Below are 25,335 nucleotides of genomic sequence, written 5' to 3' on the forward strand. Positions count from 1 at the left end.
CCGTGCCGTCCCGGCACGGGCCCGCCTGCGGTTTCCGAAGGGCTGATCCTGCTGCTCGACCCAGGCCGCGAGCTCCGCGTTCCGCTCACGCACGCCGATCCGTCGGCTCGGGGCTCACCGGAAGACGATTCCGGCGGCGACCGCCAAGCCGACCAGGTGCGACTTGGTGGTGGCGCCGACGCGCCGACGCGCCTCGGCCAGGTGCTCGTCCACGGTGGTCTTGGAAATGCCGAGTCGGCGGGCGGTCTCCTTCGCGGTCAGACCCAGCGCCGCGAGCCGGACCACCTCGGTCTGTCGTGCGGTGAGCGCCTTTCTCACGTCTGAGATGTCGGGTTCCGGGGTCGCCATTCCGGTCCTCTCTCGTGGTCCAACTTCACGACGGGCTTCACTCGGGCTCGGAGACGCCCCTCTCGGCGCGTCGTACGGAGTCGGCACGGAAACAGCCGCGCCGCCTCGCACCGCCGGCCGCCCGCCCCACCGTGCCAGCCTGATCTAAAACGCCGCCAAATGAGTTTTGGTGGCGCTTCAGCCCGGCTTCAGAGGGAGCGCGGGCCGGCGGCCGCGGCCGAAACGGTCCCCCACAAGTCGGGGTACTCCCCCGGGAAAGCGCGTGCGAGGATTTCAGGCAATCCCCGAGCACCGAGGTTTTGTGGAAATGGTCACGGAGAACACCGATCCGGCACAGGTAATCGCCCGTCTCGATGCGATTCTCAGGGAAATCTGGGACCCGCCCCTCGCCGACGTTCCAGTGCGGAGCGACGCGTCATTCCTCAGTCTCGGCGTCGACTCGCTCACACTCGTCCTTCTGCTCGACAGGGTGGCCTCGGAGTTCCACATCGACTGGGACGCCGAGACGTCTCCGGGCGCCGCCAGCTCGCTGCGCTCGATTTCCGACCTTGTGGTGCGAAGGCATTCCCACAACGCTGCTTGAACGAGGGGGAACAAGTGCGTACCCGGGGTATCTACCTCGCCGGCCTCGGCGTGTTCCTGCCCGCGGCGCGGAGCGTCGACTCGGCGGTGGAGCAGGGGCTCGTCACGGCCGGCAGGGCGGCGGAGTACGGCCTCTCCGGGGTCACCGTCGCGGGGCGGCTCGCGGCGCCGGAGATGGCTCTGGCCGCCGCGCGGGAGGCACTCAAGGACAGCGGGATGAGCGCCGAGGACATCGGGCTGCTCCTGTACACCGGAGTCTGGCACCAGGGCCCCGACGGCTGGGGTCCGCAGGCCTACCTGCAACGGCACCTGCTCGGCGACGACCTGCTCGCGGTCGAGATCAGGAACGGCTGCAACGGCACGTTCAGCGCACTGGAACTGGCCGCCGGGTATCTCAAGGCCTCCCCCGGGATCCCCGCGGCGCTCGTCACCGCGAGTGACAACTTCGGCACGCGGCTGATCGACAGGTGGAATCCCGGCGACGGGGTGTCCTACCTGGGTGACGGCGCCAGCGCCGTCGTGCTCAGCACCGCGCCGGGATTCGCCGAGCTGAGGTCCCTGTGCTCGGCCACCTTCTCGGAGATGGAGGAGGCCCATCGGGGCGGGGAACCGCTGTTCCCGCCCAACGCCACCACCGGCACCGCGCTGGACTACGGAGCGAGAGCCGCCTCCTTCCAGCGGAAGGCCGAGGACGACGGGTCATGGGTGCGGCTGCTGCTGGGCCATCAGAAGCACACCCTGGAATGCACCGGGCGGGCGCTGGTGGAGGCCGGTGTGACGGCGGGCGACATCAGGCGCGTCCTGATCCACGGCATGCCGCGCCAGGCGGCCGCCTCCTACCTCAAGGTCCTCGGCTTCTCCCTGGAACAGTCGACGTGGGACTTCAGCAGGACCGTCGGACACCTCGGCGCGAGCGATCACATGGCCGCGCTGCACCACCTGCTGTCGACGGGCAGCCTCGGAGCCGGGGACCACGTGCTGCTGTGCGGCTTCTCCCCGGGAGTGACCTACAAGGCCGCGGTCGTCCGCATCCTCAGCACCGACCCGACACGGAAACACGAGGCCCAGGCCAATGGACTTTGATCTCACTGCGGAGCAGCGGCGGCGGACCGAGCACCTCCGCCACGCCGCCGGCCGGCTGCCCCGCCCGAAGCCGGGAGAGGCCGCCGGGAAGGACATCTGGCAGGCCGCGGGAGAATCCGGGATCACCGCCCTGTGCCTGCCCGAGGACTGCGGGGGCGGCGGGCTCGGTGCCCTCGACACGGCGCTCGGCCTGGAGGCGTTCTGCGCCGGCGGCGCCGACACAGGGCTCGCCTTCGCCATCGCCGCGCACCTGCTGGCCTGCGGCACCGCTCTCGCGGAGCACGCCCGCGAGCCGGTGCGGGCCGACCTCCTGCGCGCGATGGGCTCCGGCACGGCGATCGCCGCCAACGCGATGACCGAGGACGAGGCCGGGTCGGACGTGAGCCGGCTCGCGACGACCGCGGTGCCGGACGGCGACTCCTACGTGCTGAACGGAGTCAAGTCGTTCGTCAGCAACGGCCCGCTGGCGGACGTCTTCATCACCTACGCGGTGACCTCGCCCACGGCCGGCTATCTGGGGCTGTCGGCGTTCGCCGTCCCCGCCGGCTCGCCCGGCCTGCGGGTCGGCCCCGCCCTCGCCAAGGTGGGTCTGGAAGGGTGCGCCGCCGCCCGGGTGGAGTTCTCCGAGTGCCGGGTCCCCCGCGGGCACCTGCTGGGTTCCGAGGGGCAGGGAAGCGCGGTCTTCCACGGGTCCATGACCTGGGAACGGGCCTGCCTGCCCGCGATCTTCCTGGGCGCGATGGAGGCCCAGCTGCGCCGCTGCGTCACGCACGCCCGGGAACGACGGCAGTTCGGCAGGCGCATCGGGGACTTCCAGGCGGTCTCCCACCGGCTGGCCACGATGAAGCAGCGCCTGGAAAGCAGCCGCCTGCTGGTGTACCGGGCGTGCTGGCAGGTCGACCGGGGCCGCCCGGACGCCGGTGAGGCGGCGGCGCTCGCCAAGGTGGCCGTCACGGAGGCCGCGGTCGAGAACGCCATCGACGCGGTGCGGCTGTTCGGCGCTCGGGGATATCTCGCCGACAACGGGACCGGCGGCCAGTTGAAGGACGCCGTGCCGATGCACATCTTCTCCGGGACGACCGACATCCAGCGGGAGATCATCGCCGGCGGGATGGGCCTGTGAGCGGGCCCGCCAACCTCCACGAGCTCATGGCCGAGGCCGCGGCGCGAACTCCGCAGGCCCTGGCCGTGGCAGGCCCCTGCGGCCCGGTCACCTACGCGGAACTCGACGCCCGCGCGGACGCCCTGGCCGGCGTCATGGCCGGCCACGGCGTGCGCCGCGGTGACCGTGTCCTCGTGTGGAGTCCGAAGTCGCCGGACGCGCTCGCCGCCATGCAGGCGGTCCTGCGGCTCGGGGCCGCCTACGTCCCGATAGACCCCCTCAGCCCCGTGGAGCGCGTCGCGACCATCGCCCGCGAGTGCGCGGCGCGGGCGGTGTGCGCCCCGGCCGACCTGCTCTCGCGCGTTCCCGGCGCGCTCCGCGAGCTCCTGGCCTGTGTCGACACCGCTCCCCCGGAGGGCACCGCTCCCCCGGACGGTGCGGGTCCGCGCGAGCCGGTGAGCGTCCTGGTGGACCGGGACGAACCCGCGTACATCCTCTTCACCTCGGGTTCGACAGGAACGCCGAAGGGCGTGACCATCAGCCACGGCAACGCGCTGGCGTTCGTGGCCTGGGCCGTCGAGGAGTTGTCGGCCGGTCCCGGGGACAGGTTCGCCAACCACGCCTCGTTCTCCTTCGACCTGTCGGTGCTGGACATCTACGCGGCGTTCGCGGTCGGCGCGGCGGTCTGTCCGGTGCCCACCGAGTTCGCGTACGCCCCGGCACGCCTCGTCGAGTTCCTGCACCAGGAGCACATCACCGTCTGGTACTCCGTTCCGTCCGTGCTGCTCCTCATGCAGCGTGACGGCGGCCTGCTCGACCGGCCCGCGCCCGGGTCGCTGCGCGCGCTGCTCTTCGCCGGCGAGCCGTTCCCGATCCACCACGTCCGACGGTTCGCCGAGTGGACCGACGCCCGGCTGCTCAACCTCTACGGCCCGACCGAGACCAACGTGTGCACCCGGCACGAGGCCCGGCCCGAAGACCTCGAACGCGACCTTCCGGTCCCGATCGGCACGGCCTGCGGCGGCGACCGGGTCTGGGCGAGCACGCCCGACGGCCGGACGGCCGGCCCCGGGGAGGAGGGCGAGCTCATGGTCAGCGGCCCGACCGTCTTCCTCGGGTACTGGGGACGGCCGCCGCAGGACGGCCCCTACGCCACCGGAGACCGGGTCAGGGTCCGCCCCGACGGCTCCTTCGACTACCTGGGGCGCGCCGACGGACAGGTCAAGGTCCGCGGCCACCGCATCGAGTTGAGCGAGGTGACCGCGGCACTGCACACGCATCCGGAGGTGGCCGAGGCCGCGGTCGCCGCCGTGGGCGACGGGCTCGACCGGCGCCTGGCCGCGTTCGTGGCCCGGACCCCGGCGAGTGTCCTCGGGAACATCGCACTCAGACGCCACCTGGCGCAGCTACTTCCCCCGCAGATGATTCCCGACGACGTGCGCTTCGTCGACGAGTTGCCTCGAAACCACCGGGGGAAGCTCGACCTCGCGGCCCTGGTCTCCGCACACAACACCTGAGGAGTTTCAGTGACAGCCACGCCGGAACGAGAAGAGATCGCCACGAAGCTCCTCGCGTTCATCCGGGAGAGGTTCCTCTCCGGAGACCCCCAGGGAGAGCTCACCGGCGAAACGCCGCTGCTCGAACTGGGCATCCTCAACTCGCTGAACACCGCGACCCTGATCGCCTACATGGTCGAGGAGTTCGAGGTCAAGGTGCCCCTGCACGACGTCACCCCGGAGGCCTTCAAGAACGTGGACAACCTCAGCTCGATGGTGCACGAGCGGAGGCGTTCCGCCGATGCGTGAGCTGAAGTCCGACATGTTCCTGATGCACGCTCCGAGCGTCTTCGACTTCCGCGAGCGCGACGATCTCCTCTTCGCCTATCTGAGCGACAGCGACAGCGTCAACGTCACCTCTGTCTACGAGATGTTCCCGATCGGCTGGTTCTCGATCAAGCAGCACCTCGCCGAGCACGACGTGCAGTGCGACATCGTCAACGTCGCGTCGCTGATGCTGATGCATCCGGACCTGAACGTCGAGGAGCTGGTCCGCCGGCTCGACGCACCGATCTTTGGCTTCGACCTGCACTGGATGACGCAGTGCCACGGCGCGATCGAGCTGGCGAAGCTGGTCAAGCGGGTGCATCCGGACGCGCTGACCGTCTTCGGCGGCATCTCGGCGACCTACTACGCCGAGGAACTCGCCCGCTACGACGCGGTGGACGTCGTCGTCCAGGGCTACGACACCCTCGAACCCGTTCGCCTCCTCACCGAGGAGGTCCTCAGGGGAGGCCGGGACTTCCGCTCGATCCCGAACCTCCTCTACACGACCGGCGACGGGATCGAGTCCACGGGGTTCGACCACAAGCCGGCGACCAACTACAACAACGTCGCCAACGACTGGTCGTACTACCAGAAGACACCGGTGACACCGCTCGCCAGCAAGCTCATCATGACGCTGCCGAACACCGGTTGCGCCCACGACTGCGGCTGGTGCGGCGGCTCCCGCTTCGCCTACCGCAACATCATGGACGTCCGGAAGACGCTGGTGCAGAAGGACCACGACCTGATCGTCGAGGAGCTCAGCACGATGGGGGAGGCGGCCAAGCACACCTCCATCTACGCCCTGCAGTGCTACTCCGAGAACAAGACCCGAATGCACCAGTACCTCGACGCCGTGCACGAGTTCGGCTACCGGAGCGTCCACTTCGAGCAGTTCAACCTGACGCCGGACGACACGTTGAAGAAGATGGGCGAATCGACCGACGCGTACATCCTGCTCTCCCCCGAGTCCCACGACCCCAGGATCAGCAGGGCGTCCGGTCGCGGCACGTACACCATGGAGGAGATGGAACGCTGGATCCCGCGTGCGCTGGACGCCGGGGTCAAGGGCGTCATGGTGTGGTTCTTCATCGGCATGCCGTACCAGGACCGCCAGTCGGTGATGGACACCGTCGCGTACTCCGAGCACCTGATCCGCAAGTTCAAGGGGTGGCCCGCGCTGCCCCTCATCTGCCCGATGGTGCCCTTCCTCGACCCCGGATGCCGCTTCTTCGAGGAGCCCGAGAAGCACGGCTACCGGATCTTCCACCGCACGCTGGAGGAGCACCGGCAGGCCATGATCGAACCGATGTGGTACCGCCGCCTCAACTACGAGACCCGGTGGCTCAGCCGACGCGACCTGCAGGACGTCTCCTACGAGGCGATCGAACGCCTGGTCCGCATCAAGGGCGAATACGGCGTCCTGCCGGGCGAGTTCTGCGACGCGGTGCTGGAGACGATCGACCAGACCCGGCGGCTGCTCGGGGAGATGGAACGCGCTCTCACTCTGGACGGCAGGCTCCCCGCCTCCCTGCGGGAGGAGATGCGCGCGTACAACCGCAAGATCCTCGCCTATTCGAGCGATCAGATCCTGCCCATGCCGCGCCCCTTCGGAGGGCGCTGGTTCGACGACGCCACCGTACCCGCCGAGCTGATCAGCGAGGTCTCGGACCCGAGTCGCCGGCAGGTCCACAGCCCCGCGTGACCGCCGGTCCGGTGCCACCCGCAGGTGCACCACCTGGCCGCCGGCGGGCCGCGCGGCCCGCCGGGTCGAACCTCCTCCTCGTCCTGAGCAGAAGACTTCCGAGGTGAGTTGTGCATACCGAGACGGCGGCAACCCAACCCGCCCGAACCTCCCGGCCCCCGAATACCGCCCCGAGAGGGGTCCCGCCGGAGATCGAGCGGGTGAACCGCATGGTGACCCCGCTTCTCCACCGGGCCGTCACCGAGTTCGACCACCGGCTCCGGCCCGTGGTCGCCCACCACTTCGGGTGGCCGCAGAGCGATCCGCCGCCCGCGACCACCAGCGGCAAGATGGTGCGCGCCACGCTCACCGTCCTGGCCGGCGAGTGCTTCACGGACGACGCCGACGCGATCTCCCAGGTCGCTGCCGCAGGGGCCGCCGTGGAGATGATCCACAATTTCTCCCTCATCCACGACGACGTCATGGACGGTGATGTCGAACGCCGCGGCCGCCCGGCCGTCTGGCACGAGTACGGCGTACCGGCCGCCATCCTGGCGGGCGACCTGCTGCTGGCCCAGGCCCCGCTGATGCTGGACGGGTCCTCGGCCTCCTACCCGGCGGCGACCCGACTGCTGTCCGACGCCGTCACCCGGCTCGCCGCCGGGCAGATGGCCGACCTCTCGCTGGAGGGCCGGGCCCAGAGCAGCCCGGACGATGCGCTCGCGGTCGCCTCGGACAAGACCGCGGCACTGCTGGCCTGCTCCTGCGAACTGGGGGCCCTCCTGGCCGGCGCCTCCCCGGAGGCGACCCGGCGGTTCAACCGGTTCGGGCTCCATCTCGGGCTGGCGTTCCAGATAGCCGACGACATCCTGGGCATCTGGGGCGACCCCCTGCACACCGGCAAGCCCGTCGGCTCCGACCTTCGCAACAGGAAGGGCAGCTTCCCCGTGACGGCCGCCCTGGCCTCCGGTACCCCCGAGGCCGCCGAACTCGCCCGCTTCTACGCCGGCCAGGGTCCCGTGGGCGAGGAGGAGGCGCGGCACGCCACCGACCTGGTCACCCGGGCCGGCGGCCGGGCGAGCGCGCTGCAGGAGATCGAGCGCTTCGGGAAGCTGGCCCGTGCGGAACTGGACGCCGTCCGGGAGTTGCCGGTGGAACGCGTCGCCCCGCTGCTGTCCCTCGCCGACTACGTCGCCAGCCGGAACCACTGATGGGCGGGATCGTCCGGGCGACCGCCGTCGGGGACGTCGCGCCGGGCCCGGGCGGCCGGAGCGAAGCGCGCGTCGCCGTGGAGACGGCCGACGTCCCGCCACCCAAGGAGCTCCGCGGGGCGGGCGTCCCGCGAGCCGGAATCGGAGGCCCCGAATGAGCACCGTTGAGCGCACCACGCCCGAGCGCCGCAAGTCGAGGCAGCTGATGGTCGGCTCGGTCGGAGTGGGCGGTGACCATCCCGTCTCCGTCCAGTCGATGACGACGACCGTGACCGCGCACGTCGACGAGACGCTCCAGCAGATCGCCGAACTGACGGCCACGGGCTGCGACATCGTCCGGGTCGCGGTCCCCACGAACGACGACGCCGAGGCGCTGCGCGCCATCGCCGCCAAGTCACCGCTGCCCGTCATCGCCGACATCCACTTCCAGCCGCGCTACGTCTTCGCGGCGATCGAGGCCGGCTGCGCGGGGGTGCGGGTCAACCCGGGCAACATCAAACGCTTCGACGACCAGATCAAGGACATCACCCGGGCCGCGCGCGACCACGGCGTCCCGCTGCGCATCGGCGTCAACGCCGGCTCGCTCGATCGCCGCATCCTGGCCCGGCACGGCTCGGCCACCCCGGAGGCGCTGGTGGAGTCGGCGATGCGGGAGGCCGAGCTGTTCGCCGAGCACGATTTCCACGATTTCAAGATCTCGGTGAAGCACCACGACCCGATGGTGACGATCCGCGCCTACGAACTCCTGGCCGAGCAGTGCGAGCAGCCGCTCCACCTGGGTGTGACCGAGGCCGGTCCGACGCAGCAGGGCACGGTGAAGTCGGCCGTGGCCTTCGGCTCCCTGCTCCGCCAGGGCATCGGGGACACCATCCGGGTGTCGCTCTCGGCGCCGCCGGTCGAGGAGGTGAAGGTCGGGGTCGAGATCCTGCGGTCGCTCGGGCTGCGCCCACGGCAGCTGGAGATCGTCTCCTGCCCCTCCTGCGGACGGGCCCAGGTGGACGTGTACAAGCTGGCGGAGGAGGTCTCCGCCGGGCTCGAAGGGCTGCCCGTGCCGCTGCGGGTCGCTGTCATGGGCTGCGTGGTCAACGGTCCCGGAGAGGCACGCGAAGCCGACCTGGGGGTCGCCTCCGGAAACGGCAAGGGCCAGATCTTCGTCCGCGGCGAGGTCGTCCGGACGGTGCCGGAGAGCCGGATCGTCGAGACGTTGATCGAGGAGGCGCTCCGGATCGCGGAGGAGCACGTCAAGGAGTCGGAGAACGAGCCCGGGGAGGCCGAGACACCGTCATGACACTGCTACAGGGCATCACCTCACCCGCCGACCTCAGGAGGCTCGACCGGAGCCGGGACGGCGAACTGTGCGCGGAGATCCGCGAGTTCCTCATCCACGCCGTGGCGGAGTCGGGCGGCCACCTCGGACCGAACCTGGGCGTGGTCGAACTGACCGTCGCGCTCCACCGGGTCTTCGAGTCCCCGCGCGACGTGCTGCTGTTCGACACCGGCCATCAGGCGTACGTGCACAAGCTGCTCACCGGGCGGGCGCGGCGGTTCGGCGGCCTGCGCACCGCCGGTGGGCTGTCGGGCTATCCCTCACGCGAGGAGTCCGACCACGACGTCATCGAGAACTCCCACGCCTCCACCGCGCTGTCGTACGCGGACGGGTTGGCCAAGGCGTTCGCACTCCGCGGCGACCACCACCGCAGGGCGGTCGCCGTGGTCGGCGACGGCGCGCTCACCGGCGGACTGGCCTGGGAGGCGCTGAACAACATCGGGGCGGGCCCGGAGCGGCCCGTGGTGATCGTCCTGAACGACAACGGGCGCTCCTACCAGCCCACGACCGGGGCGCTCGCGAGGCATCTGGAAGCGATCGGCACGGAACCCGCGGCGCGCTCGGACTTCTTCGAGAGCCTCGGAATCACCTACCTGGGGCCGGTGGACGGCCACGACTGCGCCTCGGTGGAACAGGCACTGCGGACGGCGGTGGGCCTGGGGCGCCCGGTCGTCGTGCACTGCCTGACCCGGAAGGGGCAGGGCTACCCTCCCGCCGCCCAGGACGACCTGGACCGCTGGCACGCGGTCGGTCGGTTCGACCCGGCGACCGGCGCCGTCGAGAGCTCGGGCGGACAGTCGTGGACCGAGGTCTTCGCCGACGAGATGCTCGCCGTGGCGGCCAAGCGCCCCGAGGTGGTCGGCATCACCGCCGCGATGACCGCTCCCGTCGGCCTGCACAAGTTCGCCGCCAAGTTCCCCGACCGGGTCTTCGACGTCGGCATCAGCGAGCAGCACGCGGTGGCCTCCGCCGCCGGCCTGGCCACCGGCGGACTGCGGCCGGTGGTGGCGGTCTACTCGACCTTCCTGGCCCGGGCGTTCGACCAGGTGCTGATGGACGTGGCCCTGCACCGCCTGCCGGTGGTCTTCGTACTGGACCGGGCCGGCGTGACCGGACCCGACGGTCCGAGCCACCACGGCCTGTGGGACCTGTCCTGGCTGTCGCTCGTCCCCGGGCTGCGCGTGGCCGCACCCCGCGACGCGACGAGTCTGCGCCTCCTGCTCCACGAGGCGCTGGACCGCAACGACGGCCCGACGGTGCTGCGGTTCCCGAAGGCGCAGGCGGGACCGCGCGTCGAGCGCGTCGGGCGGATCGGCGGCCTGGACGTGCTGCGCGCGGCGCCGGACCGGAAGGTCCCCAAGGTGCTGCTGGCCGCGGCCGGCCCGATGGCCACCGCCTGCGTCGAGGCGGCCGGGCTGCTGGCCGAGCACGGTGTGGAGGCGACGGTGGTCGACCCGCGCTGGGTGGTGCCCGTCCCCGACGCGCTGGTGGAACTGGCGAGCACGTATCCGCTGACCGTGACCGTCGAGGACAACATCGGCACCGGCGGATTCGGCGAACGGCTGGGCCGGCGGGTGGCCGCGACCGGTGCCACGACCCGCGTGGCGAACCTCAGCCTGCCGGCGCGGTTCCTCGAATCCGGCAGTCGGAACGGGTTGCTGCACGCCCATGGTCTGTCGGCGCCGCGGATCGCGGAGCGGGTTCGCGCCTGGACGACCGGGACGACCGACGCGGAGGGGGACGAGTGAACGGGGCACCCTGCTCGTCCGGGTGAGCCGAGAGGCCCGGCCCGCGCCTCCACGAGGTCGCGGAGTCCGCACCCCCGATGGCCCGGCGCCCCGACCTGGCGGCGACCGGGCCTTCGGGGCGACCGGGCCATGGGTGGGCGGCCGTCGCCGCGCTGCCGGACGGCTGCTCGCGGTGGACCCGGGGCCGGGCGACCCGGTCAGGCCCAGCGCAGGTGGAGCGGGAGCCTCTTGGCGCCGACGATCCCTCGCGCGTCGTGGTACTCGGCCCCCTCGCCGACCGACATCGCGCTCCAGCGGGCGAGCATCTTCCGCACGGCGATCCGGACCTCCAGGCGGGCGAGCGGTGCTCCCAGACAGAAGTGGATCCCGTGCCCGAAGCTCAGGTGCGCGTTGGGCGTGCGACGGATGTCGAAGCGGTCCGGCTCGGAGAACTTCCGCTCGTCCCGGTTGGCCGAGGCCAGCCATGCGAGGACGATCCGGCCCGCCGGTACCGTGTGCTCGCCGATCCGGGCGTCCCTCGTCGTTCTGCGCATGCTCGGAGCCAGCGGGGTGCGGAAGCGCAGGACCTCCTCGATGGCGCCGGGCAGCAAGCCGGAGTCCGCACGCAGTGCCGCGGCGGCCTCCGGATGCTCATCCAGGCACAGGACGACGTTGCCCAGCAGCGCCGTGGTCGTGATGTGGCCGGCGAGCAGCAGCAGCCCCACGAACCCGATGATCTCCTCGTCGTCCAGGCGCTGACCGTCCACCTCCGCCTCCACGAGCCTGCTGGCCAGGTCGTCCTCGGGCCGGGCCCGCCGGCGGCGGATGTGCTCCAGGCAGTAGGCGTTCATCTCCCGCATGACGATCGCCATGGACTTGGTGCGTTCCGGGTTCGGTATGAAACTCGTCTGGCTCTCCGGTGCGACCAGGGCGTCGGCCCAGCGCCCGAACATCGGGCGGTCCTCGGTCGGAATGCCCAGGAGTTCGGCGATGACGATGACCGGCAGCGGGTACGCCAGGTCCGAGACCAGTTCGATCTGCTCCGCGCCGGCCTTCGCGTCGAGCAGTTCATCGGTGATGACCTCGATGCGGGGCGCGAGTCGGGCGACCATGCCCGGGGTGAAGACCTTGCTCACCAAGGTGCGCAGCTTGCGGTGCTGGGGCGGGTCCTTCCGGAGGAGGTTGCCCTTGATGAAGCGGGCGACATCCTCCTGCGGCGCCATGAACGAGCTGAAGTCGGAGGAGAAGGTGCCCGGGTCGGCGAGGATCCGCTCCGCGTCGGCATGGCGGAAGACGTGCCATACGCCGGCTTCGCCGTCGTGGCTGACGGGCTCCTTCTCCCGCATCCGCCGGAACCAGGCGAGCACCGTCTCCAGGTCGGCGGACTGGTCGGCCAGTCCGACCCCGCGCTCGGTAGCCGTCATCTCGGTCACGTCCCTTCTGCTGTCCGGAACACTCATGCGGACGTCCGCACCGCGTTCACCCCGATCGCGGCGTAGCCCATCGTGAAGCCGCCCCCCATCGCGTCGATGGCGGCCCCGATGCCCGCCTGCACCTCTTTCACCGTGGCCACCGGGTACTGGCCGTGGTCGCCGTGCGTGGGCAGTTGGTCCAGCCATTCGTCCCGGGTGTAGGACTTCTCCCAGTCGAACCGCCACTCCTCCGGGTCCCCGAACGCACCGGCCTGCCGCATCCCGTCGGCCGCGTTCCGGCGCAGCACCGCGTATCCGTCCAGGGCGTTGGTCGTCCACTGGCGCGCGACGAGGGAATCGGGCAACAGCCGCCGGTAGACCTCGCCGAACGCCCGCAGCACCTCGGGGGGCGGGATCTCCGCGTTCCAGAACACCGCCAACTGTCCGCCGGGCCGCAGTGCCTGAGCCGCCTTCGCCGCGCCGGCGGCCGCGTCCAGCCAGTGCCAGGTCTGCCCGGAGACGACGGCGTCGAAGGTCCGGCCGGACGGGTCCCAGGCCTCGAACGTCGACGCCTCGACGTCGAGTCCGCGCCGCCGCGCGACCTCGGCCATCCGCTGGTCCGGCTCCACTCCGAGCACGGTGCAGCCGACCGCCTGGAACTGCCGGGACGCGATGCCGGTGCCGCAGCCGACGTCAACGACGTCGAGATCCGTGCGGGCCTGGACGATGCGGTTCACCAGGGCTTCGGGATAGCTGGGCCTGGTCCGATCGTAGCGCTCCGGATCCGCGCCGAACCCCTCCGCCACCCGGCGGTGTCGGGGAAGCTCGTTCTCGGGGTGGGGAACTCGTGTGTCAGGCATGGCGTGTATACCACTCACCTTGGATTGTCGAATGCCCGCTTGGGATGATTTCGGCGCCTTCGCCATTTGACGGCCACGATGCCGAACGAACACGGGCAACGGCCAGCTCCGAAAAATCAGGGGTTGGCCGAACCGCGGTTCCGCGCGCCGAGCGGCTCCCGCGCCGCCGGAGGACCCGGCGACACCGGCGTCGTCCCTGGTCATCCGGCTGCGAGGGGGATCCGTCCGACCAGCACCCCCACTAGTCAGGGATGGTTCTCGCGGGAAGCGGCTGCCAAGGTAATTCCACGTTAACGAGCACAAGCCGCCCGGCTAAGCCGTTGACCCCTCTTTCCGCCAATCATTTCCCGCGAACCGCGCCCTGCCGGGCTCCGCGGCGAAGCATGACCTGCGCGCGGACCACCCAGATCGGAATCCCGACAATGGACCGTGTCCCTGATTTTCCGAGTTCCGCGGACACCGCGGGCGAACTGCATACGCGACTGGACGAACTGCGTCGCCAGGAATCGCTCCCCCGGGTGCGGCTCCCGGACGGACAGCAGGCCTGGCTGGTGACCCGGTACGAGGACGTCCGGACGGTCCTGCACGACGGGAGGTTCACCCGGGACGTCATGGGTGTGCGTGCCCGGCGGTCCGGCGCGGACCCGGGCGGCGCGCGGTCGGTGAACATGGACGGCCGCCCCCATGGCGAGCTGCGCGCCCTGGTGTCCAAGGCGTTCACCGTCCGGCGGCTGGAGGCCATGACGCCGCGCATCCAGGCGTGGACCGACGACCTGATCGACGCCATGGAGCGGAAGGGCCCGCCGGCGGACCTTGTCGCCCACCTGGCGGTTCCCCTGCCCGCCATCGCCATCTGCGAGCTGCTCGGCTTCCCGGTCGAGGACCGCGACGTGCTGAGCGACTGGTGCGAACGCATCACCGCGGTCGGCGCCGGCGCTCCCGACCGGACGGCGTGGCTCGAACTGACCGGGTACATCGAGCACTTGGTGCCGGTCAAGCGCGCGGCGCTGGACGACGGGCTCGCACCGGACGCGGACGTCCTGGCCGGTCTGGTCCATGCCCACGACAGCGCGAAGGCACTGACGATGGAGGAGCTGCTCTCGCTCGCCGTCGTCGTCATCGCGGGCGGCCTGGAGACGACCCAGACCGCGATCAGCGCCGGGATGCTGCGACTGTTCCGCAACCCGGACCAGCTGGACAGACTGCGCGCCGATCCGGGCCTCGTCGCCGGCGCCGTCGAGGAGTTGCTGCGCTACCAGCCGGTCATCGACGTCAACCGGCCGCAGATCGCCACCGAGGCCGTACGGCTGGGCGATCAGCGGATCGACGAGGGCGATCTGGTCCAGATATCGATCAACGCGGCCAACCGCGACGCGGCGGCCTTCCCCGACAGCGAGCGGTTCGACATCGCACGCGGGCCGAACCCGCATCTCGCGTTCGGCTACGGGGCGCACCACTGCCTGGGGGCGGCCCTGGCACGGCTCGAGCTCAGGACGGTGTTCGCGACGCTCCTGCGTCGGCTCCCGAATCTGCGGATCGCCGCGCCGCCGGAGAGCCTGAGCTGGCGGGGCGGGCACGTCACGCTTCGGCTCGAAGAGCTGCCGGTCGCCTGGTAGGACCCACCGTCTGCACTGGTGAACGGGAGCACACAAGTGTTGATTTGCAGATTCGTCGACCACGGCCGGAGCGGATACGGGCGCGTCGAGCACGACGGGAACGGTGGACTCGTCGTGCCCGTACGGTACGACGGCCCCGGCCGCGGCTGGGTCGACCGCGCCGGGCGGGCGCGTCCGCTCGGCGAGGTCACACTGCTGCCGCCCGCCGAGCCCGGCAAGATCGCCTGTGTCGCGCTCAACTACGCGGCGGACGGGACAGCGGCCGGCGGCCGCGGGCGCCCGGCGGACCCCGCCTCCTGCGCCGTCGTGATGAAGCCTCCCTCGACGCTGGTCGGCCACGGAGCCCCGGTGGGCCACCCGGGAGCCGCCTGGGAGTTGCGGCACGAGGCCGAGCTGGCGGTGGTGATCGGAGCAGCCGCCAAGAACGTCCCGCCGGAGCGCGCGGCGGAGGTCGTGGCCGGATACACGTGCGCGAACGACCTCACCGGATACGCGCGCCGAGCCCCGGAGGAACCGACCGGCCACCCGCCCGTCTGGGCCAAGCACTTCGACGGCTTCACCCCGCTGGGCCCCTGGCTGGCCACCGACCTGGACCCCGCGGACCTGCGGATCACCTGCCGGGTGAACGGCGCGACCAGGCAGGACGGCGGCACCCGCGGCCTGATCACGTCCGTGCACGAGGTCGTCGCGGTGGTGAGCCGACACATGTCGCTGCTCCCCGGCGATGTGATCCTCACCGGCACCCCCGGGGGCTCGGGGCCGCTGTCGGTGGGCGATCAGGTCGAGGTGTCGATAGCGGGGATCGGCACCCTGCGCAACACCATCGGCACGGTCCCCGACCGGCCCTGGACGCCCGACGAGACCGGGACCAGCGGCGGCACGCGCCGTCCCTCCGGAAGGAGCGCCTGACGTGCGCGGGCGCCGACTGCGCAGGACGCTCACCGCCCACGTGCGGACGTGGCGGCCCTACACCCTCTGGTACATCGGCCTGGTCGGCGTGGCCGGACACGCCGTCGCCGCCGGCCGGCACGGCGTCGCCCAGCTGGCGGCGGCGTGGGCGGTGCCCACCTTGATCTGGGTCGCGGCGCACTACCTCGGCGACTACCTCGACCGCGAGCTCGACGCGATCAGCAAGCCGCAGCGGCCCATCCCCTCGGGGCTGATCCGCCCCCGGACGGCGGTCTGGTGCGGCACGGTGCTGGGCGCAACTACCGGAGCCTCATCGTGGCCGCCGCCGGGATCGGCGGCGCGATGGCCTACAACGGCTTGTTCAAGGCCAAGGGGCTGCTGGGCAACCTCGTCCGCGGGTCGTTGACCGGTGCGGCTCTCGTCTTCGGGGCGATGACGGCCTCGGCGTACCCGCCGCTCAAGGTGCTCGTCTTCGTACCGGTGTTCTGGGCGCACGACGCCGCGTCCAATCTGGTCGGGACGCTGCGCGACGTCTCCGGTGACCGCGCGGGCGGCTATGCCACCTTCGCGGTCCGGCACGGGCTCCGGACGGCCGTCCGGACGGCGGCGGGGCTCTACGCACTCGCCGTGTCCGCGGCCGCGGTGGGGCTCCTCACCATGCCGGGCGGCCGGACGGGCGGCCTCGTGACGCTCCTGATCGCGGCGGGCCTCGGCGGGGTCGCCTTCGGCCTGCTGCGCGCGGCCGGACCCGAGCCCTCGGCACGGGTCGCCCTGCGGTCGCACGAGGTCCTGGTCATCGAGCGGATGGTGCTCGCGGCCGCGTTGCTGGTGCCGGGCTTCGGGGGCCCCGTCGTGATCGCGGTCCTCGTCCCGCTGCTCGCCCTCACGCTCGGCACCCAGCAGGCCATGCGTTCCCGGTACGAATTCCCGCACGGCGCCACCGCGCACCCTGATGAGGCCGCGGCGACCGCGCCGGCGCCGCTGTCCTGAGGAGGACCGTTCGCTGTGTGCTCAGACATGGACAACCGGGTCGAGGCATCGATCGCACGCGCCGCGGAGGCTCTGTTCGCGACACAGCGTCCGGAGGGCTCCTGGCCGAACCGCCGCCCCACCGCCGTCCTGGGGACCGCCGGTGCGATCGTCGCCCTGCACCTCGCCGACCCCGCGCGCTCGCGCGACCTGATCGAGCGGGGAACCGCCTGGCTCGTGTCCGCCCAGAACGCCGACGGCGGCTGGGGCGGAGTGCCGGGCTCCGCGTCACAGCTGGTGCCCACCGTGGTGACGGCGTCCGCCCTGCGGCTGGTGGCTCCGCAGCCGACCGAGGAGCCTACGCGGCGCGCTCTGGAGCTGTTCGAATCGCTCGGCGGCATCGAGGCGCTCGCCGACCCCGGGATGGCCCACATGGCCACGACGTTCCTGGCGCTGGCCGGGCTGCGGGACATGCGCGGCTCCCGGCGCATCCCGCTGGAGCTGCTCCTGCTGCCCCGGCGGATCTGGCGGCCCCGGCTGTCCTTCCGGCTCGCGCCGATGGTGGCCATGGCCTTCATCCAGGCCCACCACAGCCCCCCGAAGGGGGCCGGACGGCTGCTGCACCGGCTGGCCCGGCCGACCGCGCTCCGCCTGCTCCGGGAGGTGGAGCGCGGGGAGAACGACCGCGGCGGGTACGGCGGGGACAACTGGCTCGTCTCGGTGGTGTGCATCGGCCTGTGCCTCGCCGAGGCCCCGGAACGCATGGTCTCCCCCACCGTCGACTACCTCCGGTCGAACGTGGCGCCCGACGGCTCCTGGCACATCATGCAGGGGCTCGACCTGATCGGCGGGTCCTACGTCGCCCGCGGCCTGGCGGACGCCGGCTACACCGACGACCCGCGGCTGGTCCGGGCCCGGCAGTGGCTGCGCGGGTGCCAGCAGGACCGGGCGTTCCCGGTCTACGGCGCGCCGCCCGGCGGATGGGGGTGGGAGGGCCGCCGCGGCTGGCCGAACTTCCTGGACAGCGCCAACGTGCTGGCCGCGCTCACGCCCGCCGGCGCCGCCGAGCCCGGGGGGCAACTGCGCCGCGGCCTGGACTGGCTGCTGTCGCGACAGGACGGCAGGGGCTCGTGGGGGACCTTCGTCCCGGACACCACGCTCTCCAATGACGGCCCCTGCCCCGCCATCACGGCGCAGTGCGTCGAAGCGCTGCTCGACGGCGGCCTGCCCCGCACCGATCCCAGGATCGTCAAGGCCCTGGACTGGCTCCCCAGCGGCCAGCGCCCGGACGGCACCTACGAGGGCCTGTGGTACCGGGGCCTCACCTCGGCGACCGCCACGGCGCTCGCGGCCTTCGCCCGCGCCGGATCGGGCGACGCCCCGGCCGCCCGGCGCGCCCGCGAGGCCCTCCTGAACGCCCAGCTGGCCGACGGTTCATGGGGACCGGGCGAGACCGGCACGCTCGGCGACGATCCGTCCCGGGGCACCGTCGAGGAGACCGCCTGGGCACTGCGCGGCCTGCTCGCCGCCGGTCTGCCGGCCGAGGACGAACGGCTCCGCAGGGCGGCGGAGTGGATCATGTCCGCGCAGCGGGACGACGGCCTCTGGGAGACGAGCCCGGTGTGCCTGCACATCCGGCGCCTCGCCTACTACGTGGACGGCCTGATCGGGAACGGCCTGGCGCTCAGGGCGCTGGGCGCCTACCGGAGCGCGCTCACCGCCCGCCCGGTGGCGGAGCGGGAGGCGTTGTGACGACCGATCACGGTGCGGACCACCGGGTGGACACCGACGTGGTCGTCTGCGGCGCCGGGGTCGCCGGGTTGGCGGCGGCCTGCGCCCTCGGCCGGCTGGGCCTGGAGGTGACCCTCCTGGACAAGCGGCCGACCCAGCCCCCGCTCTGGAAGGGCGAGGTGCTCCAGCCCGGTTCCCTGAACTCCCTGCACACGTGGGACGTACTCGGCCGCCTTGAGGCCAGACGAGCGGTTCGGCTGAGGCGGCTCGTCGCCCGCACCGCCCGCGGCCAGGAGCTGATGGCCATGGACTTCGCGGCGCTCGGCGGCGAACGGCCCTGGATGCTCGCCCACGACTACTCGACGATCCTGGAGTGCATGGCCGAGTCGCTCGGCCCGACGGTAGGTCTGCGCCGCGGCGTCCTGGTCAAGGACCTCAGCAGGGACGCGGGGGGCCGGATCCGCGGGGTGCGCGCCGTCGCGCGCGGCACGGCCCTCGACATCCGGGCCGGACTCGTCGTGGCGGCCGACGGCATGTCCTCGCGCCTGCGCAAGCTCGCGGGGATCGACGCCGCACCCGTCGCCTACGACCACCGGCTGCTCTCCTTCGAACTGCCCGGCACCCTGCCGGTCGGCGACGAGGTGTCCGCCCACGCCACGGACCGCGGCCTGGTCATGGTCTACCCGCTGCCGGACGCGCGGATCCGGGTCTACGTCCAGGTGCGGACGGACGAGCTCCGCCAGGCGAGCCCGGCCGAGCTGCGGCGGTGGTGCGAGCGGCTCGTCGGCCAGGTGCCCGCGCTGGCCCCGATCGCCGAGCTGCTCCGGGGGAACCTGGAACACCACCGGTTCATCCCGGTCTGGTGCTACCGCGCCCCGTCGCTCGTCCGGCCCGGCCTCGTCCTGCTCGGGGAGGCGGCCCACGTCGTCCACCCGCTGGCGGCCCAGGGGATGAACACCTCGATCGGTGACGCCGAGGTCCTCGCGGCCCGGCTCGCGGCCGTCGACCTCGCCGACGGCGCCGCCGTCGACGGTGCGCTGCGCGGCTACGAGAACGACCGGATGAGCAGGATCCGGGCCGTGCACACCATGAGCCACAACGCGGCGCGCATGATGACCAGCACCTCACTCGGTGGCAGGGTCCTGGGCCGGCGGCTCATGCGGGGAACCGCCAGGAGCAGCCGTCTGAACCATCTGACGACGTACAACATGTCGGGCTTCGGCATCCGCCCGCTCGGCACGCTCGACCGGCTCGTCCAGTTGGGGGTCCTGCCCGACCTCCGAGGGCGGTCGTTCACCGCACCACCGCTTACCGGGCACCTGCCCGGGAGCGCGCCACAGGCACGTCGAGACAGCCGAGACAGCGGAAAGAAGAGCTGAGAAATGTCAGACGCCCTCACAACGACCTTCGAAGTCCGGCCGCTCACCAGCGCCCTGGGAGCCGAGATCCGCGGCGTGCGGCTGGAGGAGATCACCGACGCGGAGTTCGCGGAACTGCACCGGCTGCTGCTGAAGTACCTGGTGATCGTCATCCCGGGCCAGGAGAACTGGTCGCCGGAGTCGCGCATCGCCTTCGGCCGCAGGTTCGGCGCGCTGGAGGAACACGCCTACCTGCCCCACCTGGACGGGCATCCGCAGATCCAGGTCATCGACTCGGAGCAGAACGGCAAGATTCCGATCTGGCACACCGACATGACCTACGCCCCGAATCCGCCCATCGGAACCGTTCTGCAGATCATCGACGGCCCGCCGCAGGGCGGCGACACGATGTGGTCCAACCAGTACCTGGCGTACGAGGGGCTGTCCGCGCCGCTGCGCGACCTGCTCGACGGCCTCACCGCCATCCACGCCATCCACATTCCGGGGCTGGACAGCAGGGCCGAGCACCCCGTCGTGCGCGTCCACCCGGAGACGGGCCGCCGGGCGCTGTTCGTCAACCGGGCCCACACCTCGCACATCGCGCAGCTGAGCCGGAACGAGAGCGACTCGCTCCTGCAGTACCTCCACGGCTTCGCCACCTCCCCGGAGTTCACCTGCCGCCACCACTGGAAGCCGGGCGACGTGGCGATCTGGGACAACAGGGTCACGCAGCACTACGCGATCGACGACTACGCCGAACGCCGCTGGGGCCTGCGCGTCGTGGTGCTCGGCGACACCCCCGCCGGCGGCGAGCCCCGGTGGGACCACTACCAGCCCGTGCCCGGCGAGCGGTACGCACCGGACTGGGTGAACGCGAAGGAGGCGTACTGACCGGCTCGACCGCGGGAGCACCCCCCGAGAGTGCAGCGCAAGCCGCTGCGAGGACAAGGTGAGGAAGCATTGAGCATGGCGAACACGGGCCCCACGACCCACACTCTGGACGTGCCGGGGGCACGTCTGTACTACGAGATCCGCGGCTCCGGCCCGTTGCTCCTGATGATCGGCTCGCCCATGGGCAGCAGGGGGTTCACGGCACTCGCGGCGCTGCTCGGCACGGACTTCACCGTCGTGACCTACGACCCCCGCGGCATCCTGCGCAGCACCCTCGCCGATCCGAGCCAGGCGGCGGCGCCCGAGCTCATCGCGGACGACGTCCAGCGGCTGGTGTCCGCCCTCGGCTCCGGGCCGGCGCACGTGTTCGGCAACAGCGGCGGAGCCACCACCGGCCTCGCCCTGGCCACCCGGCATCCGGAGGCCGTACGCACCCTGGTGGCCCATGAGCCGCCGGTGACCGAGCTGCTGCCCGACGTCGAGCAGGTGCGCGCCACGATCGACGACCTGTGCCGGGACTACGCCGCGGGCCACCGGGACACGGCGTTGCGCAAGTACACGGCTCTGACCGGTATCGGCTTCGCCCCGCCGCGCCCCGCCGGGCAGGCGCCGGCCCCCGAGTCGTACACCGCGCCGCCGGAGGCGCGGGCCATCCTCGACCGCTTCTTCGGATACATCCTCCAGCCCACCACGCGGTACCGGCCCGACCTCGACGCCCTCCGCGCAACGTCCGTCCCGATCGTGGTCGCCGGTGGGAGGACCTCCCGGGATCAGCTCTACCACCGGACGGCGGCGGCACTCGCCGACCGGCTCGACACCCCCTTGGAGGCCTTCCCCGCGGGGCACACCGGCTTCCAGGAGCAACCGGAGCAGTTCGCCGACCTGCTCCGCGAAACGTTCAGCGGGGTGCGGACCGGACCGCACCCGCACTGACCGCGCAGCACGGCGAACCGTGCGCGCCAGGCGGTCGCCCGAGCAGAAACGCGCGCCAGGCGGACCGAACCGACCGGACACGTATTCACACCGAAGGTGGAGTGGAATGGACCAGATCTTTCAGGCCAGCCGTCAGTGGGAGCGGATACAGAACCGCTTCATCACCGAGGACGCCGCCGTCGATCTGACGAACCTCAAATCCGACCCGAGGAACTACAAGCTGTCCCTCTGGGACCCGACGACCAACGGCGTCCGGTACCTGAAGACACTGACCTACCACCTCGGCATGCTCCTGAGCCCGGAGGAGCGGGAGAGGATCCGGCGAACCCCCAACCGGGAGATCGGCGACCCGATCACCGTGCGGTGCGAGGGCGAGTCGCTGTGCCTGGACTACCTGCAGGCGACGTTCGAAGTCGGCTTCATCGAACGCGGGATGGACCTGAGCGGCGCCAGGATCCTGGAGATCGGAGCCGGCTACGGGCGCACCTGTCACATGATCATGTCCAACCACGACATCTCCGGCTACCGCATCGTCGACCTGAAGAACACGCTTGAGCTGAGCAAGGCCTACCTGCGCCGGGCTCTCGACGAGGCGCAATTCAAGCTGATCGAGTTCATCCCGGTCGACAGCCTGGACCGCGACGCCCTGAAGTCCGAGCGCTTCGACCTGTGCATCAACATCCACTCGATGACCGAGATGAGCCCGGACACCGTGCGCGCCTATCTCGAACTGATCGACGAGACCTGCTCCGCCTTCTACGTGAAGAACCCGGTGGGCAAGTACATCGATCAGAGCCTGGACGGCTATCTGCAGGGCCAGGAGGCCGTGCAGATGGCCCTGGAGAACGGTCCCCTCAGGCAGTTGGTGGACATCCACGACAGCCAGGCGGTGCAGGCCGCGGTACCCGCCTTCATCGACGGCTACCGGCCGGGCGACGCCTGGGAGTGCGTCGGCGACAGCCGCGCCCTTCCGTGGAGCTACCTCTGGCAGGCTCTCTACAGGAAGCCTCCCACGGCTTCGACCCGATGAAGGGCATCCTCCTGGCGGGCGGGAACGGGACACGGCTGCTGCCCCTCACCCTCGTGGGCTCCAAGCAGCTGGCTCCGGTCTACGACAAGCCCATGGTCTACTACCCGCTGTCGGTGCTCATGCTCACGGGTATCGACGACGTCCTCATCATCGCCCGGCCCGCGGAGATCGGGCTGTTCCGCAGGCTGTTCGGGGACGGCAGCAGACTGGGCATGCGCATCGACTACGCCCCCCAGGAGGAGCCGCGGGGAATCGCCGACGCCTTCCGCGTCGGCGCCCGGCACATCAAGGGCGAGGACTGCGCTCTGATCCTGGGCGACAACCTCTTCCACGGCGCCAAACTGCCCTCCCTGCTGCGCAGAACCGTGCGGGAGTTGCGCGGGTGCGCGCTTTTCGGCCACCAGGTCGCCGAGCCCCAGCGCTTCGGCGTGGCCGAGATCGACGCGAAGGGCCAGCTCGTCTCCATCGAGGAGAAGCCCGAGCATCCGCGTTCCAACCTCGCGATCCCGGGCCTGTACTTCTTCGACGACACCGTGACGGACCTCGCGCGGGGCCTGCGGCCCTCCGCACGCGGCGAATTGGAGATCACCGACGTCCTGCGTGCGTACCTGGCCGAGGGGCGTGCCGATCTGGTCTGGCTCGGCCGGGGCGTCACCTGGCTGGACGCAGGAACCCACGAGTCCCTGCTCGACGCGGGCAGGTTCGTCCGGGACATCCAGCACCGTCAGGGCATCTGTCTCGGCTGCGTCGAGGAGGTCGCCATGTACATGGGCTTCATCGACGCGGAAGCCTGCTACCGGCTCGGCGCCGAGATGAAGGCTTCGCCCTACGGCCAGTACGTCATGAGGAGCGCCCGCGCCCACCAACTCGACCCGAAGCCCTCCAGGTTCCTGGAGGAATGACGCGGCTCCCGGCCCGTACCGACCAGGGGGCGCACCCGCGCGGCCGAGTCCGGCGTCGACCGGTCCACCGCCGGTGCGGACGCGTCCGTCCGCACCGGCGTGACCGGAACCCGGACGCTCCTCGGCGGCGCTCTCGCGATAAGATGGGTACGCGCCCACTTGAGTGGGCGTTCGCCCACCGAACAAGCGTACCGGCGGGCGACCCGCGAGAGGAGCTGTGAGTGCCGACCGGGGTGCACCTTCGCGACGCGCGCCAGCAACTGTTCGACGCCGCCGAACGCGTACTTCTGCGGGACGGGGCGAACGGGCTGACCAGCCGGGCCGTCACCGACGAGGCGGGCTGCGCCAAAGGCGTCCTGCATCGGCACTTCACCGACTTCGACGCCTTCCTCACCGACCTCGTGCTCGATCGGCTCACGCAGCTCGACACGCAGGCGAGTGCGCTGCGCGAGTCCGCCGGCACCGGCGTGCCGGCCGACAACCTCACCAACGCGCTGATCAGCCTGTTCGGACCGATTCCGGTGGCGATCATCCCGCTCATCACCTTCCGGGACGAGCTGCGCGCGCGGCTGCGGGAGGCCATGCCCGGCGGCGGCATCGCCATCCTCGCCCAGGCCGCGACCGCGATCTCCGCCTATCTGTCCGACGAGCGCGAACTGGGCCGCATCGCGGCCGACGCCGACATCGACTCGCTCACCCTCTCCCTGGTCGGCGGCGGGCATCTCCTGTTCACCGACCGCGACTCCGGCCCGCCGGCCACGGCAGCCGTCCACAAGTTCGTGACGGCGGTCATCGCCGACGCCATGCAACGACGGCCGGCCTAAGGGTTGTCCCGTAACTGCTGGTCGCGGATGAGATGATCTTGCTGTGGCTGGTGTGATCACGGCGTCGGAGCCTTCCTGGATAGCCCCGTTCAGCGGGCTGAGCGCCCGCGACTTCCGCAAGCTAATGACGGTACTGCGCCGCGAGGGCGCCGACAGAGTGCGGCCGGGCCGACCCTGGAGCCTGTCTCTTGAAGACCGGGTCCTGTTGGTCGCGGCCTACTGGCGCACCAACCTGACACTGCGCCAGCTCGCCCCGCTGTTCGGCGTGTCCAAATCGGCGGCCGACCGGATCATCGACCACGTCGGCCCGCTGCTCGCGCTCAAGCCCCGCCGGCGGTTCCGCAAGGACACCGTGCTGATCGTCGATGGCACCCTGGTCCCCACCCGCGACCACACCATCGCCGAGCCGTCCAAGAACTACAGATACTCCACCAACCACCAGGTCGTCATCGACGCTCATTCCCGCCGGGTTGTCATCGTCGGCCGCCCGCTCCCGGGCAACCGCAACGACTGCAAGGCATGGGAGGAATCCGGTGCCAAGGCCGCCGTCGGCAATGCCACGACCATCGCCGACGGCAGCTACCTACGCCCTCCGCTACGAGTACGCCGACAACGGAAGAGGCCTCAGTGAAGGCTTCGAGACACCGCTCGCCCCACCTGAGCTGCAAGAACGTTTCGCAGCCGAGGGCGTCGACCGCGGACGTGGCCGGATCAACCGCGCTGGCCTGGGCGAACCCGACCGGGTGGTCCATGTCCGAGGCGTGAAGTCCACACCGTAGTTACGGGACGGTCCTTAGCCCTCAACGTGGCCCAGTCGGCCCGCTCCCGTCGGCAGACCTCGCTCGGCCCCTCGCTGCCCGAGCCCGTCGACACCGGCAGCGACCCCGAGGCCGACGTACAGCGGGCGGAGGACCTGGCGGCCGCCCTGCTCGTGGTCCTGGAGCGGCTGACGCCCACGGAGCACGCGGTGTACATCCTGCGCGAGGCCTTCGAGTACACCTACGCCGACATCGCCG

Annotated in this window: 21 protein-coding genes and 3 pseudogenes; 21 read left to right on the forward strand and 3 right to left on the reverse strand. The window is 71.3% G+C overall.

Going from position 1 to position 25,335, the window contains the following annotated elements; translation table 11 throughout:
- Positions 1-114: 114 nt before the first annotated feature.
- On the reverse strand, positions 115-318 hold the full coding sequence (locus tag ABD308_RS26620; protein ID WP_344339402.1) for a response regulator transcription factor: 204 nt from the start codon (positions 316-318) through the stop codon (positions 115-117).
- Between the two features lie 337 nt (positions 319-655).
- Between ABD308_RS26620 and ABD308_RS26625 the strand changes: the two genes are divergently transcribed.
- The 9 genes from ABD308_RS26625 to ABD308_RS26665 all read left to right on the forward strand — a co-directional run bounded on the left by ABD308_RS26625 (position 656) and on the right by ABD308_RS26665 (position 10,905).
- A complete protein-coding gene (locus ABD308_RS26625; protein WP_344339405.1) occupies positions 656-931 on the forward strand; it encodes a phosphopantetheine-binding protein in 276 nt (91 codons plus the stop codon).
- Positions 932-945: 14 nt separating this feature from the next.
- Positions 946-2,013, forward strand: a complete 1,068-nt coding sequence (locus ABD308_RS26630) for a ketoacyl-ACP synthase III family protein (protein WP_344339408.1) — start codon at positions 946-948, stop codon at positions 2,011-2,013.
- On the forward strand, positions 2,003-3,136 hold the full coding sequence (locus ABD308_RS26635; RefSeq protein ID WP_344339413.1) for an acyl-CoA dehydrogenase family protein: 1,134 nt from the start codon (positions 2,003-2,005) through the stop codon (positions 3,134-3,136). The genes ABD308_RS26630 and ABD308_RS26635 overlap by 11 nt, the downstream gene beginning before the upstream one ends.
- Positions 3,137-3,162: 26 nt before the next feature.
- Positions 3,163-4,632 (forward strand): amino acid adenylation domain-containing protein, encoded by a 1,470-nt coding sequence (locus ABD308_RS26640; protein WP_344339492.1) that lies wholly within the window; start codon positions 3,163-3,165, stop codon positions 4,630-4,632.
- A 9-nt stretch (positions 4,633-4,641) separates the two neighbouring features.
- Positions 4,642-4,920, forward strand: a complete 279-nt coding sequence (locus ABD308_RS26645) for an acyl carrier protein (RefSeq protein ID WP_344339418.1) — start codon at positions 4,642-4,644, stop codon at positions 4,918-4,920.
- A complete protein-coding gene (locus ABD308_RS26650) occupies positions 4,913-6,640 on the forward strand; it encodes a B12-binding domain-containing radical SAM protein (RefSeq protein WP_344339422.1) in 1,728 nt (575 codons plus the stop codon). The genes ABD308_RS26645 and ABD308_RS26650 overlap by 8 nt, the downstream gene beginning before the upstream one ends.
- A gap of 209 nt (positions 6,641-6,849) precedes the next feature.
- On the forward strand, positions 6,850-7,830 hold the full coding sequence (locus ABD308_RS26655) for a polyprenyl synthetase family protein (RefSeq protein ID WP_344339426.1): 981 nt from the start codon (positions 6,850-6,852) through the stop codon (positions 7,828-7,830).
- A 154-nt stretch (positions 7,831-7,984) separates the two neighbouring features.
- On the forward strand, positions 7,985-9,118 hold the full coding sequence (ispG, locus tag ABD308_RS26660) for a flavodoxin-dependent (E)-4-hydroxy-3-methylbut-2-enyl-diphosphate synthase (protein WP_344339430.1): 1,134 nt from the start codon (positions 7,985-7,987) through the stop codon (positions 9,116-9,118).
- Positions 9,115-10,905, forward strand: coding sequence for a 1-deoxy-D-xylulose-5-phosphate synthase (locus ABD308_RS26665; RefSeq protein ID WP_344339433.1), 1,791 nt, complete (start codon positions 9,115-9,117; stop codon positions 10,903-10,905). The genes ispG and ABD308_RS26665 overlap by 4 nt, the downstream gene beginning before the upstream one ends.
- A gap of 197 nt (positions 10,906-11,102) precedes the next feature.
- On the opposite strand, the gene ABD308_RS26670 is transcribed toward ABD308_RS26665, so the two are convergent.
- Together ABD308_RS26670 and ABD308_RS26675 are read right to left on the reverse strand one after the other, a co-directional pair.
- Positions 11,103-12,308, reverse strand: coding sequence for a cytochrome P450 (locus ABD308_RS26670; protein WP_344339449.1), 1,206 nt, complete (start codon positions 12,306-12,308; stop codon positions 11,103-11,105).
- 32 nt (positions 12,309-12,340) lie between these two features.
- Positions 12,341-13,156, reverse strand: a complete 816-nt coding sequence (locus tag ABD308_RS26675) for a methyltransferase domain-containing protein (RefSeq protein WP_344339453.1) — start codon at positions 13,154-13,156, stop codon at positions 12,341-12,343.
- A gap of 518 nt (positions 13,157-13,674) precedes the next feature.
- Between ABD308_RS26675 and ABD308_RS26680 the strand changes: the two genes are divergently transcribed.
- The 12 genes and pseudogenes from ABD308_RS26680 to ABD308_RS26735 form a co-directional block, all read left to right on the forward strand.
- Positions 13,675-14,772: a cytochrome P450 gene (locus ABD308_RS26680; protein WP_344339458.1), complete on the forward strand. Its 1,098-nt coding sequence runs from the start codon at positions 13,675-13,677 to the stop codon at positions 14,770-14,772.
- 114 nt (positions 14,773-14,886) lie between these two features.
- A complete protein-coding gene (locus tag ABD308_RS26685) occupies positions 14,887-15,681 on the forward strand; it encodes a fumarylacetoacetate hydrolase family protein (protein WP_425554854.1) in 795 nt (264 codons plus the stop codon).
- Positions 15,682-15,769: 88 nt separating this feature from the next.
- Positions 15,770-16,671: pseudogene (locus tag ABD308_RS26690) on the forward strand (UbiA family prenyltransferase).
- A gap of 15 nt (positions 16,672-16,686) precedes the next feature.
- Positions 16,687-18,402 (forward strand): prenyltransferase/squalene oxidase repeat-containing protein, encoded by a 1,716-nt coding sequence (locus ABD308_RS26695; protein ID WP_344339466.1) that lies wholly within the window; start codon positions 16,687-16,689, stop codon positions 18,400-18,402.
- Positions 18,399-19,760: an FAD-dependent oxidoreductase gene (locus tag ABD308_RS26700; RefSeq protein ID WP_344339470.1), complete on the forward strand. Its 1,362-nt coding sequence runs from the start codon at positions 18,399-18,401 to the stop codon at positions 19,758-19,760. Before ABD308_RS26695 ends, ABD308_RS26700 begins: the two co-directional genes overlap by 4 nt.
- A gap of 3 nt (positions 19,761-19,763) precedes the next feature.
- Positions 19,764-20,630, forward strand: a complete 867-nt coding sequence (locus ABD308_RS26705; protein ID WP_344339473.1) for a TauD/TfdA dioxygenase family protein — start codon at positions 19,764-19,766, stop codon at positions 20,628-20,630.
- 111 nt (positions 20,631-20,741) lie between these two features.
- Positions 20,742-21,563, forward strand: coding sequence for an alpha/beta fold hydrolase (locus ABD308_RS26710; RefSeq protein WP_344339478.1), 822 nt, complete (start codon positions 20,742-20,744; stop codon positions 21,561-21,563).
- A gap of 106 nt (positions 21,564-21,669) precedes the next feature.
- Complete coding sequence (locus ABD308_RS26715) at positions 21,670-22,593, forward strand: putative sugar O-methyltransferase (RefSeq protein WP_344339481.1); 924 nt, start codon at positions 21,670-21,672, stop codon at positions 22,591-22,593.
- Positions 22,590-23,495 (forward strand): glucose-1-phosphate thymidylyltransferase RfbA, encoded by a 906-nt coding sequence (gene rfbA, locus ABD308_RS26720; protein ID WP_344339483.1) that lies wholly within the window; start codon positions 22,590-22,592, stop codon positions 23,493-23,495. Before ABD308_RS26715 ends, rfbA begins: the two co-directional genes overlap by 4 nt.
- 221 nt (positions 23,496-23,716) lie before the next feature.
- Positions 23,717-24,319 carry a TetR/AcrR family transcriptional regulator gene (locus ABD308_RS26725; RefSeq protein WP_344339485.1) on the forward strand — a complete coding sequence of 201 codons (603 nt, stop codon included), beginning with the start codon at positions 23,717-23,719 and terminating at the stop codon, positions 24,317-24,319.
- A 43-nt stretch (positions 24,320-24,362) separates the two neighbouring features.
- Positions 24,363-24,947: pseudogene (locus ABD308_RS26730) on the forward strand (transposase family protein); the annotation flags it as partial.
- A gap of 177 nt (positions 24,948-25,124) precedes the next feature.
- Positions 25,125-25,335 (forward strand): annotated as a pseudogene (locus ABD308_RS26735) (hypothetical protein); the annotation flags it as partial.

The sequence above is a fragment of the Kitasatospora putterlickiae genome (assembly GCF_039527695.1).
Taxonomy (GTDB): domain Bacteria; phylum Actinomycetota; class Actinomycetes; order Streptomycetales; family Streptomycetaceae; genus Kitasatospora; species Kitasatospora putterlickiae.